The sequence below is a fragment of the Oceanidesulfovibrio marinus genome (assembly GCF_013085545.1).
In the GTDB taxonomy this organism is placed as follows: domain Bacteria; phylum Desulfobacterota; class Desulfovibrionia; order Desulfovibrionales; family Desulfovibrionaceae; genus Oceanidesulfovibrio; species Oceanidesulfovibrio marinus.
Window position 1 is genome coordinate 2,490,774 of the sequence record NZ_CP039543.1, and the last position, 15,962, is coordinate 2,506,735.

Genomic DNA, 15,962 nt, shown 5'->3' on the forward strand with positions numbered 1-15,962 from the left:
CCGCCGCGATAGCCCCGAGGGAGCCATGAGCGACAACACACTCATTGAACTATTCACGGCAAGGGCCGAAGCTGTATCCGCCGTGGTCAAACGCATGCCCTCCATGAAGGAAGCGACTGACTACGTCATAAACCTGTGTGGCGAGAAGGAAGCGTGCCAGCTGCTCATCTCCGGATGTGGCGAGCCGCTCTCCGAAAAGGCGGAAGACCTTTGTGAAGTCAAGCAGGACAAAATCGTCGCAGGGCCCAATCTGTCCAAGAAGCACTACAACGCCCTGGCCAAGGCCTGCGAACAGAACGGCTTTGTCTGCAAGAGTGAAGGGTTGCGTGAGAACCTGGCAGGCATCGACATCGGATTCACCGTTTGTCAGGGCGCCATCGCCGAAACCGGCTCCATCGTGCTCGACTCGGACAAGGAAGATACACGGCTGGCCACGATGATCGCTGAGATCCACGTGGCCGCCGTGCCTGTCGACGCCATTGTGCAAGACTACTACGCCGAGGAGGAGCTGCTCGCCAAGCTGATCGGCGGGAAGACTCCTTCCTACACGGCCTTTATCACCGGCGCGAGCCGTACCGCGGACATCGAGCGCGTTCTCGCCCTCGGCGTCCATGGACCTCTCGAACTGCACGTCCTGCTTCTGGACGAGGTGTAGCCATGCAAAATGTTAAGAACATAGGCGAATACAAGGACCATATACACGAGGCCCTGGACAACGAATTCCAGCGTTCGGCCATCGACAAGTTCGCCCAGGCCTACCCCGTGGGCCGGGCCAAGGCATTCGACGGCATGGACGTGCGGGAGCTGGTCGCCGAGATCGCCGCGGCCAAAGACGAAGCCATCAGCCGCATGGGCGAGCTCTACGAGCAGTTCAAGCGCGAGGCCGAAAAGGCCGGCATCCACGTGCACCTCGCCAAGAACGCCGGCGAGGCCAACGAGATGATCGCCAACATCGCCAAGAAGACCGGCTGCAAGAAGATCGTCAAGTCCAAGTCCATGACCGCGGAGGAAACCCTCCTCAACCACCACCTGGAAGGCGAAGGCCTGGAGGTCACCGAGACCGACCTCGGCGAGTGGATCATCCAGATGCGCCATGAAGGCCCCAGCCACATGGTCATGCCCGCCATCCACCTTTCCCGCGACCAGGTGGCCGGGCTCTTCTCCCAGGTCACCGGCAAGGACCAGACCAACGACATCGAAAAGCTGGTCAAGGTGGCCCGGCGCGAGCTGCGCCAGAAGTTCGTGGAAGCGGACATGGGCATCTCCGGCGCCAACTTCGCCATTGCCGAGTCCGCATCCATCGGCCTGGTCACCAACGAAGGCAACGCCCGCCTGGTCACCACCCTGCCTCGCGTGCACGTCGCCCTCTGCGGCCTGGACAAGCTTGTCCCCACCCTGCACGACGCCCTGCGCGTGCTGCGCGCCCTGCCGCGCAACGCCACCGGCCAGATCATGACCTCCTACGGCACCTGGATCCACGGGCCCAACGAGGACAATGCGGCGCCCGGCGGCAAGAAGGAAATGCACATCGTCTTCCTGGACAACGGCCGCACGGCCCTGGCCGAAGACCCCGACTTCCGCCAGGTTCTGCGCTGCATCCGTTGCGGTGCCTGCGCCAACGTCTGCCCGGTGTACCGCATGGTGGGTGGCCACGAGTACGGCCACATCTACATCGGCGCCATCGGCCTCATCCTGACCTACTTCTTCCACGGCCGGGACAAGGCCAAGCACCTGGTGCTCAACTGCATCAACTGCCAGGCGTGCAAGGCGGTCTGCGCCGCGGGCATCGACCTCCCCTCGCTCATCAAGCGCGTCTACGCCCGCATTGTGGACGAGACCGGCCATGACCTCGACTCCACCCTGCTGTCCATGGTCATGCGCAACCGCAAGCTCTTCCACGGCCTGCTCCGCGCCGGCCGCTTCGCCCAGAAGCCCTTCGGCGTCAAAAAGGGAGAAAAACAGAAAGGCCAATTCATCCGTCACCTGCCCATGATGTTCTCCAAGCAGCACGCCTTCCGCGAGCTGCCGGCAGTGGCCGACAAGCCCTTCCGCGACATCTTCCCCAAGATCCAGCCCAAGGTGGAGAACCCGCGCTACACCGTCGCCATCTTCGGCGGCTGCGCCCAGGACTTCCTCTACCCCGAGCAGCTGGAGGGCATGGTCAACGCCTTTGCCGACAAGGGCGTTGCCGTGGACTTCCCCATGCAGCAGACCTGCTGCGGCCTGCCGCTGATGATGATGGGAGAACGCAAGACCGAGAAGGAAGTGGCATCGCAGAACATCCACGCCATCGACCCGGCCAAGTACGACTACATCGTCTGCTCCTGCCCGTCCTGCGCATCGCATCTCAAGCACTACCCCGAGATCTTCGGCAGCGGCGACAGCGATGGTCTGCTGGCCGACCGCTTTGCCGACAAGATCATCGACATCTCCAGCTTCCTCAACGACGTCCTGGAGATGACCGAGGACGACTTCGAGACTGGCGGCCCCAAGGCCACCTACCACGCGCCGTGCCACCTGTGCCGCGGCCTGGATGTGCACGACGCCCCGCGCGAGATCATGACCAAGTCCGGTCTTGAGTACGTGCCCTGCAAAGAAGAGGAAGTCTGCTGCGGCTTCGGCGGCTCCTACTCCGTGAAGTTCCCGGAGATCTCGCAGCAGATCCTGAGAAACAAGCTCGACAACATCGAGGCCACCGGCGCCGAGATGATCATCACCGACTGCCCCGGCTGCGTCATGCAGATCCGCGGCGGTATGGCCAAACGCGGCAGCAATGTCGTTGTCCGCCACATGACGGAAGTGCTCGCCGAACGACGCAAGAAGTAACGCGCGCCTCCAACCTCCGCATACGAAAGCGGCCTCCGGACGGGAACCCGGAGGCCGCTTCTTTTTTTACGGGGCGCGATATTAGTTGTTGAGGGGCTCCGCCCCTCATACTCCCCGCCAGGGAGCATGGCTCCCTGGACCCATTTCTGGGGTCCAGGGGAATTGAATTCCCCTGGCTGGGGGCTTGGGGGACAGCGTCCCCCGCACGCTTAAAGCTCTTGTACAGAGAGCAGCTCGGCCGGGACGGCGTTCCGGGCCAGCCCCACGAGGTGCTCGTGGTGGGTGAAGAAGATGACCTGGGTACGGCGGGCGAGCTCGGCCAGCACAGCCAGGGTGGATTCGGAGCGGGCGTCGTCGAAGTGCACGAGCACGTCGTCCACGATGAACGGCAGCGGTTCGTTCCGGCCAAGGAAGCCGTCCAGGGCGCCGAGCCGGAGCGCCAGGTAAAGCTGGTCGCGGGAGCCGTCGCTCATGGCCGGCACGCCGATCTTCTCGCCGTCGGGCCGCACGCCAGTGAGCACCGGGTCGCCCTTCTCGTCGTAGTCGGCCTCCAACCCGCGGAAGCTGCCACGAGTCATGGTCTGGAAGTACGCGCCGGCGGCCTGGAGCACGGGGCCCTGGTTGTCGCGGCGGTAGCGCTCCATCTCCTTGCGCAGGGCCTGGGCGGCGATGGTGAGCCGCACGTAGCGGTCCACCACGTCCTGCAGCCTGGCGGCCTCAGCCGCGATCTGCTGCCGTATCTCGGCAGCCTTGGACTCGCCCTGCATGGCGGCGAGCTCCCCCTCGGCCAGGGTAATTTTTCTGAGATACTCGTCCCGGCTGTCGTTGAGCGCGCTCTGCTCCGACCGGGCCTGTTCCAGACGCCCTGCGAGCTGGTCCCGGTCCAGGGCCAGCGTGTCCTCGATGAACCGTTCCAGAGCCTCCCCGCCGGCATGGACGGCAAGCTCGCGTTCCAGGGCGGCGAGCTCACGCTCAAGCTCCAGCTTCCTGCGCGACTGCTCCTCCAGATTGGGCAGTTCGCGCACCTCGTTGCATCCGGCCTCGCCGACCAGAACGGCAAGCTGCTTCTCGGCCGTTTCCCTGGCGCGTGATGCGGACTCATACTCGGCCGCCGCGTCGCCGCGCTGCTCTTCCAGACGCTTGCGCTCGGCCGCAGCCTCGGCGGATTCCTTGCGCCGGCGCGAGAGCTCCAGAATCATGGTTTCCACCGCGGTTTCCCTGGCGAAATCTGGCGCGACGCGTTCCGCCACCGCACGGACCCGCGCGGCGTAGTCCTCGAAATCCTCGCGCATGGAGTCGATACGGCGCGTTTTGTCCGCCGCATCGGCAAGCTTGACGCACGCGCTCTCGATGGCCTCCACATACGCGCGCACCTCGTCCGTGGAGGCATCCGCGCCGAGCCCCAGCGGAGCCACAGCCGCGGCCCACTCCCGCCGCCATGCGGCCATGTCCTCGCTGGCGCATTTGGCCTTGCCCTCGCTGGCTGTTAGGGCGGCCTTGTTGGTGGAGATCGTTTCCTCGAACGTCCGGCGGGTGCGGCCCAGCTCGGCCGCCTCATCCACGACGTGCCTGGCCCTGGCAACGAGGGCAGTTATCGTATGATCCGGCGCGCCTGCCACACCGGCCTGCTCCAGCCCCCGCTCCAGCAGCGTTCGGATGCGGTCGCGCTCCTCCGTCAGTCCGGAAAAAGCCAGCTCCTCGTCGCGCAACGCAGCCAGCCGATCCCGCAGAGACACAGCCCGTTGCAGCACGCTTGCCATTTCCCGCGGACGCCCGGCCGCTATTCCGGCCGGCTGCCACACATCGGTCCACTGCACGCGCAATTGCTCAAGCGCTTCCGCTACATCGTCACGCCTGGATTGCGCCGCGCATAGCTCATCGCCCAGACGCTCGGCCTCGGCCTCCAGCTCCAGCACCACGGCGAGCTGCCGCGCGCCCTGCCACAGCGCGTCGGCCACGCTGTCCGCGCGCTCCATGGCCTCCTTGAAGCCATCGGCAAGGGCCCTGGAAATGCTGTCCGGCCTGGGCGCGTCGATGCCGACCTCGCGCAGCTCGTCCAGCAGCCGCCACACATCTGCTTCCTTGCGATCATTGTCGACCCACCGCCGGCGGATCAGGTCCCAGCTCGCATCCCGAAGCCGCCGCGCGGCCTCCAGGTCCTCGTGCGAGGGCAGGTCCCCGCCGCGGCGGACGCGCTCCAGCTCCCGGCGCTTGCCATCCAGTTCGTTCGTGACGCGGGCGACCTCGTCTTCCTCGCGGCGCAGAGCGTTCTCGGCCTCGGTCAACGCGGTATCGAACTGCTGCACCGTGTCCGCGGCAGGCAGCGGCATGGCCGGCAGGTCATCCACGGTCGGCGCAACGGTGCCACCTAGCCCGCGCAGGGCAAGGCGAGCAAAATTTTCGGCGATGCGCCGGCGCTCGTCCTTGATCCGCCGGCTCAGCTCGGCGATGCGGGACTCGATGTCTCCGTGGTTGGCCGCCAGATCCAGTCCGGCGACGAGCTCGGTGGTATCGCACGGCATGGCCGCGGCGGTCAGGGCGTCCTCGGCCCGAGAAAGGGCTGTGCGTGCCTCGGTCCGCGCCTCGTTGGCGCTCTCCTCGGTCGCAATCAGGGCCTGGCGCTGCTCGGCCAGAGTGGTGATGCGGTTGCGCTCCGCGCGTGGGAGCCGCCGCGCCGCGGCGTCCTCGGGCGAGAGCCCGCCCCCCAGGGAGTCCAGCAGCTCGCGCACGGAGTAGGCAATGCGGTCGCGCTCCTGCTCCAGTGCCTTGGTGTCCGCCATGGCCTTGACGTGCTGGGCAAGCTCCATCCGCAACGCTTCGATGGCGGCCGCCTCGTCCTGCACGCCAGCATCGACAATAATTGCGCCCAGCGATTCCTCGATCCGCTCCCGGCGTTCCTGCGCTTCAAGCATCCGGTCCGCAGCGGTTTGCAGCGCATTCTCCGCCACCACGCGGCGCTCGCGAAAGTCCTCCGGCAGGGTCCGGACCTCTGCAAACGCGGCAAGCTCCTCCAGAAGACGGCGGCGGCGCACGGAAAGCTCCATCGCGCTGAGCCTGCGCTGCAGCCGCGCAACCTCCATGCCGAACTCCTCCAGCTGCTCCGCAGCCTCGTCGCGCTTGCGTTGAAGCGCCTTGAGTGATGCCTGCCGCTCGGCGTACTCGTCCGCGCTCGCAATCACTTCCTGTTGCTCTTTCTGCAATGCGTGGATGGCGTTGGTGAGCACGGCGACTGGTTGCACCTGACCGTTTTTCTTGAATATCGCATCGCGCTCCTTGTCCAGCTCCTCCAGCACGGTGCGCAGGTTCGCAATGCCGGACGCCGCGGCAAAGAGCGTCTCGCCTAGAGCGCCGCCGCCTTCGAGCAGGCCCCTGGTCCCCTCGCGCAGGGTCTCGTGGCCGATGGCGAACATCTGGCCGAAGAAGGTGCGCTCGAACCCGCCCAGCACCGCACGACGCCACCACTCCTCGTCAATGGGCTGGTTCGCCGCGTCCACCAGATCGTTCTTGGTCCGCTTATAACGCGTGGCCGTGACGACCCGGCCATTGATGCCGAGTTCCGCATTGATGGCCAGCTTCTTGTAATCGTGCAGAAAATTGTACGGCGTTTGCGGATGAATGCCGAAAAAGAAATCCCCGAGCGCCTGGAGCGCCGAGCTCTTGCCCGCCTCGTTGGGTCCGTACAGAAGGTGCAGCCCCGTGCCGGTCTCCCCGAACTGGAGGACCTTGTCCGTGAACGGGCCGAAAGCGCGCAGGTCGAGCGTGCGGATGTGCATCAGCCCTCCCCCTGCTCGGTCAGCCGCGGCAGCACGATGTCCCGCACCTCGCGCATGATGCGCCGTCGCTCCTCCGGGTCGTCCAGGTCCGGGAGAGCCGCGCCGGTCCGCGCAATCTTGGAGGTGAGCGGGGTCAGGTCCGCTTCGAGCTGCGCAAAGGCCTCGGCGTCGTCCGCGCATTGCTCCACGAATCGCAGCAGATCGCCCTGCGGCGTGTCGCTGCGCGCCAGCTCCTCGAAGTCGATCTCCGGCCCGGTCTCCACAAGAACCTTCTCGATCCAGGCGCTGCCGCGCGATGCCTCGGCCGCCGTGTTCTGCACCAGGGCCGCGGCCCCTTCCGCATCCTTCTGCAACGCCGCATGCGCCGCGCAGTTCCCGGTGAGCACAGCCCGGCAGGCCAGGGCAAGGCACCCGGCGCGCTCCAGCGCCTGCTCGAACGCTCCGCGCCAGATGGACACCGCCTCCTCGGGCCCGGTTGCGCCGGCCACATCGGCACAGGCCGTATCCCAGCGCACCACATCCATGGGCTCGAACCGCGTGGACACGCGGCGGCCCTCGGCCTCCACCAGTACGCAGCCCTTGGCGCCGGGCTCGCGCACGTGCCGCCCCTGCAGACATCCGGCAAAGACCACGTGCGGGTCCGTGTGCAGCACGGCGTGCTCGTGCACGTGGCCAAGCGCCCAGTACTCATACTGTTTCGCCAGCAGGTCATCCATGGAGCACGGCGCGTAGGGATCGTACCCCGGCGTGCCCAGCGCCGTGTGCAAAAGACCGATATTGAAGAGGTCCGGCCGGGCCTGCGGATACCCGGCGGCCAGATTCTCGGACACCGCCTTGGTAGCGAAGCTCTGCCCGTGCACGGCCACGCCGAGCTCTTCGAACACCAGGGTCTGCGGCTTGCGGTGGTCCAGCACCCGCACGTTTTCGGGCAGCGGCAGACGCCGCGTCATCACGTTGTCGGCGTCGTGGTTGCCGTGGATCATGACCACGGTAACGCCGTGCCTGCCCAGGCGAATCATCTGGCTGTTGAAGTGCAGGCCCGTGTTGAAGTCCTGCCAGTCGCCGTCGTACACGTCGCCCGCGATGAGCAGCAGCGGGACCTCCTCGGCGATGACGAACTCCACGAGCTTGGCCAGGGCCTGGCGGGTGGCGCCGCGCAGACGCTCCACCGGCGCGCCCTCATAGCGCGACAGCCCCACAAGCGGGCTGTCCAGGTGGATGTCGGCGGCGTGGACAAAACGGATCATGCTGTTCCTTAACGACTCTGAGACTAAATTATCTTTGGGGGAAAACCTTTCAGAACGATTCTTCCCCAACTTCCCTTTCCAAAGACTTTTATTTGTAGATTCCCGGCAATGCAATGTCGAGAAGCACGCGTTTTGTTCTTTCGCCTCCGGCGTCCAGGGAGCGGTGCTCCCTGGCGGGGAGCGCGAGAGGCAGCGCCCCTCGTAGGCAGCCCAGCGTCCCCCACAGCATCTGGACATTCCGGGCCGGCCGGGGCAGGACAGACCCATGCCCGAGATACACGCCTCCACCGGCCCGGCGCCGGAGCATGACCCGCGGCCCCTCGTGTCCATTGTCGTGCCCACATACAACCAGGCGCGCTATTTGCCGGCCTGCCTGGACGCGATTCTGTTCCAGGAATACCCGCGGCTGGAGGTCATCGTGATTGCCGATCCCTCGCCGGACGAGACGTTCAGCGTGCTGGAGGAGTATGCAGCCGGGTTGGGCGACACGGCCTCCTTTGCTTCACAGTACGATGCCGAGGCAGACACGGTACGCCGCACCGTGCACCCGCGCTACCCGGCCGGCCGCGAGCTGACGATTATTCTGAACGAGACGCGCGCCGGCCACGGCGGCTCATACAACCAGGGCATGCGCCGCGCCCGCGGCGAGTACGTAACGTACGTGGCGTCGGACGACATGCCGCACCCGTCAATGATCGCCGAGCTTGCCGCGCCGCTGGAAGCGGACGAGGCCGACTTCTGCTACGCGGACATGCACATCATTGACGACGACGGCCGCATCCTGCGCCGGTTCTCGTTGCCGGAGTACAGCTTCGCGCGCAGTTTCGGGGACTGGTACCTGGTGGGCGTGGCCAAGCTCTACCGCCGGGCGCTACACGAGCAGTACGGCTACTTCGACGAGTCGTACACGGCCAACGACCACGAGTGCTACCTGCGCTTCGCCATGGCCGGAGCACGGTTCCGCCATCTGCCGCGTGTGCTCTACTCCGTGCGCAGCCACGACGGCCGGGAGGCGGATGTCCACAGTCCAGAAAGTTGGACACACCTGATGCGCGAGTCGAGCGCGCTTGTACAGAAAGCACGACAGTTTCTCAGGGACGCTGAATGAGTCGAGGGGCGCTGCCCCTCGGGCTTCTCGCAAGGGGAACCATGTTCCCCTCGCCGCCGGAGGCGTATCTTTTAAACGTTTTTTGAATCCCGCGTGTACTTCTCCTGCGCCAGCTCCACGACAGCGGATGCCGACTCAAAGCCCCAGAAGCGCTCGATGGTGCGGACCGTCTGGTCCGGGTTGTCCAGAAGATCGCGGAAACGAACCTCCAGAACGCCTTGCTCCAGCCAGCCGGCGCGGAATCGTTCCAGCTCGCCGCCGTCACCGATGACGCCGATTTCCTCGGCGCGGGCAAGCCATTCGTCCTCGGTCTCCAGGCCATCAAAGGGCTGCAGCCGGTGATGGATGCCCAGACGGACCGCCCGTCGCCATGCCGCCACAATCTCGCGGGGATCGCGGTGGAGCAGGACCTTGGGCGTCGCGGCGAGCATGCGCCGGTTGTGCGGCGTGGGCGCCGCATGAACCTTGTAGATGCACTGGCGCGAGGTCATGAGCTGCGCGCACTCCGCGGACAGCTCCTTGAAGTCCGAGCCGTGGAAGGTGTGGAGATGGGTGTAGCCGGGGCTGGGCTCCAGGGCCTGGATCACGTCGCGGCTCAGTCCTTCCGCGCCCATGTATCCCGGCAGGCCGAGGCGGTCGGCTAGGGTGCGCAGGAGCGAGGTGGAGGCGCTTTTGGGCGTGGCGATAAGCAGCATGGGCTTTCCTTGCGGCGGCGAACGTGGCAACACGGTGTGGATGCGCGCGGTGGTTCGCCTGCTCTGTGGATACGCCGGGCAGCCGGCGCAGGCAAGCATACGCCGTGGCTCGACTGAAATTTTTCTTGGAACAACGACAGATTACCCATGAATATCGCAGCCCGCAAACAACGCTATCTCGCCAACCCAGACGGCGCGATCACCGTTGTGCACATCCCGGCGCGCGGCGGGTCCACGCGTGTGCCCCGCAAGAATATCCACCTGTTGGGCGGCGCGCCACTCATCGCCTACTCCATTTGCGTGGCCCGCTCTCTGCGTGGCGTGGACAGGGTGATTGTGAATACGGACTCCGAGGAGATAGCCGAGGTGGCGCGGGCATACGGGGCCGAGACGCCGTTTCTGCGGCCGGCCGAGATATCCCACGAGACCGCCCTGCTCCAGGACGCCCAACGCTACGCCATGGACTGGCTGGAGTCGTGCGGTGCGACCCTGGCCGGCTTCGTGACCCTCTACCCCACCAGCCCGTTTCGCTCCCTCGCGCGAACGCAGGCCATGTTGGACGAGGTGCGGCGGCGAACACTGGTGGGCACCATGGTGCGCGTGCCGTTCCAGTGGGGCCGCGTGTGCCGCGAGCGCGGCGACGGAATGCTGGAGCCCATCGCCCAGGCGGCACAACACAGCGGAGACCTGGACGCCGCCATGACCGAGGCGTACCGCACCTTTCTGGCGCAACGTTTTCCGGGCAGCGAGCATCTGGCCGCCGGCAGGCTCGCGCACATCAAGCGCACCGGGCACTTCATCGGCATCGGCTTCCACGACGAATCCCCGGAAGACGGCGATGCCTGCTACTTCGAGATCGAGCACCCGCTGGAACGCATCGACATCGACACGGACGAGGACTTCGCCCTGGCCGAGGAGGCGCTGGCGCGGTTCGATTTCGGCTTTAATATCGCGCGCCCCGAGGAGTGCGGCCGATGATCGTGCTGGTGGATGCGCGGGCATGGTCCCAACGGGATGTGGAACTGCTGGCCGCCGCGGCGGAGTATTTGCGGGAGGCCGTGCACGCGGCCGCGCCCTCACGCAAGGTCTGGATGGTGAACGAGGCGTCACCGATCACGCCGCCGGACTCTGCCGAGGCCTATGCCCCGCCTGCCGGAACGGGCACGGAGTGGTCCACCATTTTAGACAGCTTTCTTGCCAGCCGTGAGGTTGCCGGGCGCGAGGTGTACGAGGACATTCTGTACCTTTCCCCGCTGGCCGGGCCGCTGCGGGCGCAGACCGTGCAGGAGGCGGTGTCCCTGCACGCCGATGCGCCGTCTGCGCAGGTCATCATCCGCGTACGGCGGCTGCCTGCCCGCGAGCATCTGGTGTTCCTGCAGCCATTGCCGGAAGAGGCCATGCGGGACGGGGCGCTGATAACACATGCGCGGCTCAAGCCGTGGCCGCAGGTCATCGCAGCCGGCGGTTTGGATGCAGACGCGGCCTCGCTCCTGCCGCTTACGCCGGAGCTGGACGGTTGCGGCAGCCATTGTCTGCCGCGGCTGCCGTATGCGGACGGCGCGCTTGTGCTGGTACCGGCCGCGCTTATCGCATCGCGCCGCTACAAGGACGCCGCGCAGCATTGCTACGTGGAGATCGGCCCGAACCAGGGCGTCGGATTGGAAGGATTGCTCTACGAAACGTGCTGAAGCACGGGGGGCGCGTCTTTCATCATACGTAGCGGACGAGTGTTTCTGCTGGCGTTAATGCGGCGGCAAGCTTTCGATGGCGCAGGTATCGTTGTCCGCCACCTCCATTGCCTTGTCGCCCCAATGCTCGGCCACCTTCTTGTTGTAGAAGGCGATGACCTCCCGCCGACCGAGCATGCCCAGCAGCTTGCTGCTGTCGTTGTCCTGCACCACCGGTATCCTGTCGATATTCTTGATAGTGAACTTCTTGAGCACCGTGTTCAGGTCCTCAAGCGGTGTGGTGGCGATGATGTCCGGGTTGGCAATGTCCTTGACGCGGACGAGCTCCTCCAGCTGCGGCTCGAACAGGATGCAGCGCACGTCGTTGAGCGAGAAGATGCCCGTGAGCCTGCTGCTCTCGTCCACCACCGGGAAGTAGTGCTGCTCTGTGGTGGAGATAAGCTCCTTGAACCGCTTGAAGGCCATGTCCTCCGGCACGGTGCGCACGGAGCGCATCTGGTCCAGCAGGTCTCGCACCTTGTACTGCTGCAGCACGTCCACGAACAGCTCGCCGGCATGGGCCGGGCTCGAGAACTTGTCCGGCACCTGCTCCTCGTAAATGGAGAAGTTCTTGGAGAGCATGTGGCAGAGGAAGCAGACCATGAGGCTGGGCAGCAACAGATGGTAGGAGTTGGTCATCTCCGAGACGAAGATGATGGTGGAGACCGGCGTGGAGGACACGGCGGTGAAGAAGCCGGCCATGCCCACCAGCACGAAGGCGCCGGGATGCGTTACCAGGTTGGGGAAGAAGTCGTGGAACAGCGTGCCCACGGCGCCGCCCAGGGCTCCGCCTATGACCACCGAGGGGCCGAACACGCCGCCCGAGCCGCCCGAGCCGATGGTGAAGGATGTGGTGACGATCTTGCCCGCGGCCACGCCCAGCAGAAGCAGCAACGGCGCGTTGCCGACCAGCCCTGTCTGGACAATGCCGTAGCCGAAGGCCAATGATTCCGGAAGATAGAAGCCGACAACACCCGTGAGCAGGCCACCAATGGCCGGCTTGTAATGGTTCTTGATGGGGATGATCTTGAAGAGGTCACGCACCCCGTAGAAGCATTTGACGTAGAGGAACCCGCCGCCCACCAGGACCAGCGCCAGCACCAGGTACGGCCCGAGCTCCAGCGGGTTGTCGAACCTGAAGTCCGGGGCCTGGAAGAGCGAGCCCCAGCCGTAGACAAGGCAGTACACGCAGTAGGCCACAACCGAGGCGATGCCGGCCGGGATGAGCACGTCTGACTCGAAGTCGGCGTCGCTGTAGAGCACCTCGGAGGCGAAGAGCGCGCCAGCCAGAGGGGCGCGGAAGATGGCGCCCACGCCGGCGCCCATGCCGGCCGCGAGCATGATGCGGCGCTCGCGCTCCGAGAGCTTGAGCCGCGTGGCCAGAAAGGAGCCGAAGCCGGCCCCGATCTGCGCAATGGGGCCCTCCCGTCCGCCGGAGCCGCCCGTGGTCAGGGTAATGGTCGAGGCGATGGTCTTGATGATGGGCACGCGGCCGCGAATGATGCCGCCCTTGTTGTGGTAGGCGTCAATGGCGCCGTCCGTGCCGTGGCCCTCTGCTTCCGGGGCCCAGGTGTACACGATAAAACCGCTGACCAGACCGCCGATGGCAGGCAGCGCCAGCAGAATCCAGCGGTTGAACTGGGTATCCGTGTGGGGAAGAATCGCCTTCTCGCCGGGCACGGAGGTCGGCCGGTAGCCGGCCATGCCGTCCAGGAAGTAATGCATGCCCAGCTCGCACAGCGTCTGGAAAAGGATGGCTCCCAGCCCGGCGATGAAGCCGATGAGCATGAAGAGAAACAGCCAGCGAAAGGTTGCTTGCAAGGAGTGCGGCCGGCCCCGCAGATTGAAGAACCGGCGCAAGCCTTCTGAAAAGGCCGTCATCTGCCGTTTCGCTCCTGTTCCGCCGGCGGTCTCATCCATCGAGCAGGCGTGCTGTTTCCGTCTGGTACCATGGATGTGTCTTGAAGTTCGGCCCGGCCACGAGCAGCGGGTTGGGGAGCACGGACTGCACGAGCTCCATCTTTGATCCGAACAACATTTCCTTTATGATTCCATGCCCATATGCTCCAAGCACCACCAGGGCGTCGTGGGGCACGTCGTAAAGCAGCTTTGCAAAATCCACGTCCCGGTAATCCCAGATGCGGACCTCCCGGGCCATTGCATCCGACAGCTCGTTTTTGGCGAGGATCTCCTCGTACTTTTCGCGCTCATCCTCCTTGGCCACGGTGAACACGTCCAGGGGCAGGCCGCTGTCGCGCGCAATGCGCAAGCCCAGGTAGAACGACTTCACGGCGTTGACCGATCCGCCGAAAAATACCGCGACGCTCTGCCACGGTTTGTACACGGGCGGGGGAATGAGCACGGGGAACCGCGCCGTCTTGAGGATGGTGCGCACCTTGGAGCCGATAATGCCGAGGGCGATGGATGTGGACTTGTCCGCAATGATGCGCGGGCTGGTCATGAACTCCACGTTCGTGGGCACGTCCGGCAGCGTGGAAGCCGTGAACTCCTTGGTCTCCAACAGATCCACCACCAGATTCCGACCCTTGGTCAGGCCGTTCAGGTGCTCCACGGCCGTGTCGGGATCGTTCAGGTAGGAGCCGTCCAGGTCCACCTGCACAGCCTCGTACTCGAAGTACATCAGAAACTTGGGCATCCGGGGGATGTAAACCTTGAGGTCCAGCCCAAGAGTTTCACAGAAGTACAGCGAGTTGAGCAGCGTCTCCCGACCAAAGGGGGTATTGCGGAATATGTGCAGCAGGCTTGGCATGGTCTCTCTTTTCCCAGTGTTGGAAGTGTAGACGATTTTAAAACGAGCGCAAGTGGATGCTGAAATTCCGGCTCCTCCTGCGCAACTGTTTGTCATGCCCCCGCCCTTTGTGTATTCGTAATAGACTGGATAGACATTTTTAGAAATAGAATGCGAGGGCTTCGCCCTCGAACTCCCACCAGGGAGCATCGCTCCCTGGACCCTATATTAGGGGTCCAGGGGAACTAAGTTCCCCTGGCCGCCGGAGGCTTCATACACGCGAGCACTCAAGGAGCCGTCTCATGGCGACGTACGATTACGACATCGGCATTATCGGCGCCGGCTCGGCCGGCCTCACCGTGGCTTCCGGCGCAGCGCAGATCGGGGCCAAGACGCTGCTGGTGGAGAAGCGCGCGTTCCTGGGCGGCGACTGCCTGCACTACGGCTGCGTGCCCTCCAAGACGCTCATCCGCTCCGCCCACGTCTACCACCTCATGCGCTCCGGGCCACAGTACGGTCTGCCGCAAGCCGAGGTGCCGCCTGTGGATTTCGCCACAATCCGGGCGCGCATCCGCTCGGTCATCGGCACCATCCAGGAGCACGACTCGGTGGAACGCTTCTGCTCCCTGGGCGCGCAGGTCAAGTTCGGCACGGCCGAGTTCACGGACGAGCATACCATCCGCCTGCACGGCGCAAGCATCAGCGCGGCCAAGTGGGTCATCGCCGCCGGCTCCAGCCCCTCGATTCCGCCCATCGAGGGCTTGTCCGACGTGCCGTACCTGACCAACGAGACGCTTTTTTCCATGGACCGGCTGCCCGGCTCCATGCTCATCCTGGGGGCCGGACCGGTGGCTATCGAGATGGCCCAGGCCCTGAACCGTCTGGGCTGCGCCGTGACCGTGATCCAGCGGAGCGGGCAGATTCTCTCCAACGAGGACGCGGACATGGCCGCTCTGGTGCAGGCCGCCCTCGAAGACGAAGGCGTGACCATCATCACCGGGGTCCAGGCCAAGCTGGCGCGCAAGACCGCAGGTGGTGTGGAGGTGGTCTACGAGAAGGACGGCCAGGAGCTCGTTGCCGCGGGCGAGGCCCTGTTTGTGGCCCTGGGCCGCCACCCCAACGTGGACACCATGGCCCTGGAGAACGCCGGCGTGGACTTCACCCCACGCGGTGTGGGCGTGGACGCCAAAATGCGCACCAGCCAGTCGCACATCTTTGCCTGCGGCGACATCACCGGCCGCTGGCAATTCACCCACGCCGCCGGCTACGAAGGCGGCATCGTCATCTCCAACGCCCTGTTCCGCTTCCCACGCGCTGCGGAGTACACCTGGATGCCGCGCGCCACATACACCGATCCGGAGCTCGCCGCCGTGGGCATGACCGAGGTCCAGTGCAAGGACGCCGGCCTGGACTACACGGTATGGACCGAGGCGTTCCGCGAGAACGACCGCAGCCTTGCCGAGGGCTACACGGCAGGTCGCCTCAAGCTCATCCTGGACGCCAAGGAACGCCCACTGGGCGTGCAGATATTCGGACCCAACGCCGGCGAGCTGCTGGCCGAATGGACTGCCGTGCTCAACGGCGGTATCAAACTCTCCAGCCTGGCCTCCATGGTCCACGCCTACCCCACCCTGGCCGAGATCAACAAAAAGGTCGCCTCGGACATCATGGCGCCCAAGATCTTCGGCGGGCTGGTCAAAAAAGGCGTGGGCTTCTTCTTCAACTACCGCGGCCAGGCCTGCGAGTGGACCCTTGGTATGGATGAGGAGTAAACTTCATCGCGACCAGTGGTGTGGTGGACTCTGTCCCCCACGCCCCCTGCCAGGGGAACATTGTT

The 15,962-nt window shown here is 65.2% G+C and carries 11 protein-coding genes; 6 read left to right on the forward strand and 5 right to left on the reverse strand.

Translation table 11 applies throughout. The annotated features are described in order from the left end of the window. Positions 1-25: 25 nt before the first annotated feature. Together E8L03_RS11040 and ldhH are read left to right on the forward strand one after the other, a co-directional pair. On the forward strand, positions 26-655 hold the full coding sequence (locus E8L03_RS11040) for a LutC/YkgG family protein (RefSeq protein WP_144305319.1): 630 nt from the start codon (positions 26-28) through the stop codon (positions 653-655). Positions 656-657: 2 nt separating this feature from the next. Next, on the forward strand, positions 658-2,826 hold the full coding sequence (gene ldhH, locus E8L03_RS11045; RefSeq protein WP_171267374.1) for an L-lactate dehydrogenase (quinone) large subunit LdhH: 2,169 nt from the start codon (positions 658-660) through the stop codon (positions 2,824-2,826). A gap of 209 nt (positions 2,827-3,035) precedes the next feature. Here the strand turns inward: ldhH and E8L03_RS11050 are convergent, their stop codons facing one another. After that, complete coding sequence (locus E8L03_RS11050; RefSeq protein WP_171267375.1) at positions 3,036-6,599, reverse strand: ATP-binding protein; 3,564 nt, start codon at positions 6,597-6,599, stop codon at positions 3,036-3,038. Next, complete coding sequence (locus tag E8L03_RS11055; RefSeq protein ID WP_216367895.1) at positions 6,599-7,846, reverse strand: metallophosphoesterase family protein; 1,248 nt, start codon at positions 7,844-7,846, stop codon at positions 6,599-6,601. Before E8L03_RS11055 ends, E8L03_RS11050 begins: the two co-directional genes overlap by 1 nt. A gap of 265 nt (positions 7,847-8,111) precedes the next feature. Here E8L03_RS11055 and E8L03_RS11060 point away from each other — a divergent pair, with 265 nt between their 5' ends. Further along, complete coding sequence (locus E8L03_RS11060; protein WP_171267376.1) at positions 8,112-8,954, forward strand: glycosyltransferase family 2 protein; 843 nt, start codon at positions 8,112-8,114, stop codon at positions 8,952-8,954. Positions 8,955-9,025: 71 nt separating this feature from the next. On the opposite strand, the gene E8L03_RS11065 is transcribed toward E8L03_RS11060, so the two are convergent. Beyond that, positions 9,026-9,649 carry a sulfotransferase gene (locus E8L03_RS11065; RefSeq protein WP_144305323.1) on the reverse strand — a complete coding sequence of 208 codons (624 nt, stop codon included), beginning with the start codon at positions 9,647-9,649 and terminating at the stop codon, positions 9,026-9,028. A 147-nt stretch (positions 9,650-9,796) separates the two neighbouring features. Between E8L03_RS11065 and E8L03_RS11070 the strand changes: the two genes are divergently transcribed. Both E8L03_RS11070 and E8L03_RS11075 read left to right on the forward strand, forming a co-directional pair. Then, positions 9,797-10,627 (forward strand): acylneuraminate cytidylyltransferase family protein, encoded by an 831-nt coding sequence (locus tag E8L03_RS11070; protein WP_144305324.1) that lies wholly within the window; start codon positions 9,797-9,799, stop codon positions 10,625-10,627. Further along, positions 10,624-11,337, forward strand: a complete 714-nt coding sequence (locus E8L03_RS11075) for a hypothetical protein (RefSeq protein ID WP_171267377.1) — start codon at positions 10,624-10,626, stop codon at positions 11,335-11,337. Before E8L03_RS11070 ends, E8L03_RS11075 begins: the two co-directional genes overlap by 4 nt. Before the next feature lie 54 nt (positions 11,338-11,391). Here the strand turns inward: E8L03_RS11075 and E8L03_RS11080 are convergent, their stop codons facing one another. Beyond that, the gene (locus E8L03_RS11080; RefSeq protein WP_171267378.1) at positions 11,392-13,257 is read right to left on the reverse strand and encodes a chloride channel protein; all 1,866 of its coding nucleotides are present in this window, start codon (positions 13,255-13,257) and stop codon (positions 11,392-11,394) included. A 31-nt stretch (positions 13,258-13,288) separates the two neighbouring features. Then, positions 13,289-14,146, reverse strand: a complete 858-nt coding sequence (locus E8L03_RS11085; RefSeq protein ID WP_144305327.1) for a universal stress protein — start codon at positions 14,144-14,146, stop codon at positions 13,289-13,291. 281 nt (positions 14,147-14,427) lie between these two features. Here E8L03_RS11085 and E8L03_RS11090 point away from each other — a divergent pair, with 281 nt between their 5' ends. Next, positions 14,428-15,897, forward strand: a complete 1,470-nt coding sequence (locus tag E8L03_RS11090) for a dihydrolipoyl dehydrogenase family protein (RefSeq protein ID WP_171267379.1) — start codon at positions 14,428-14,430, stop codon at positions 15,895-15,897. Positions 15,898-15,962: the final 65 nt, after the last annotated feature.

Excerpts from the sequence above, each read along its gene's own strand:
- E8L03_RS11040 (WP_144305319.1), top strand. The coding sequence starts at position 26 with ATGAGCGACAACACACTCATTGAACTATTCACGGCAAGGGCCGAAGCT.
- ldhH (WP_171267374.1), top strand. The coding sequence starts at position 658 with ATGCAAAATGTTAAGAACATAGGCGAATACAAGGACCATATACACGAG.
- E8L03_RS11050 (WP_171267375.1), bottom strand. The coding sequence starts at position 6,599 with ATGCACATCCGCACGCTCGACCTGCGCGCTTTCGGCCCGTTCACGGAC.
- E8L03_RS11055 (WP_216367895.1), bottom strand. The coding sequence starts at position 7,846 with ATGATCCGTTTTGTCCACGCCGCCGACATCCACCTGGACAGCCCGCTT.
- E8L03_RS11060 (WP_171267376.1), top strand. The coding sequence starts at position 8,112 with ATGCCCGAGATACACGCCTCCACCGGCCCGGCGCCGGAGCATGACCCG.
- E8L03_RS11065 (WP_144305323.1), bottom strand. The coding sequence starts at position 9,649 with ATGCTGCTTATCGCCACGCCCAAAAGCGCCTCCACCTCGCTCCTGCGC.
- E8L03_RS11070 (WP_144305324.1), top strand. The coding sequence starts at position 9,797 with ATGAATATCGCAGCCCGCAAACAACGCTATCTCGCCAACCCAGACGGC.
- E8L03_RS11075 (WP_171267377.1), top strand. The coding sequence starts at position 10,624 with ATGATCGTGCTGGTGGATGCGCGGGCATGGTCCCAACGGGATGTGGAA.
- E8L03_RS11080 (WP_171267378.1), bottom strand. The coding sequence starts at position 13,257 with ATGACGGCCTTTTCAGAAGGCTTGCGCCGGTTCTTCAATCTGCGGGGC.
- E8L03_RS11085 (WP_144305327.1), bottom strand. The coding sequence starts at position 14,146 with ATGCCAAGCCTGCTGCACATATTCCGCAATACCCCCTTTGGTCGGGAG.
- E8L03_RS11090 (WP_171267379.1), top strand. The coding sequence starts at position 14,428 with ATGGCGACGTACGATTACGACATCGGCATTATCGGCGCCGGCTCGGCC.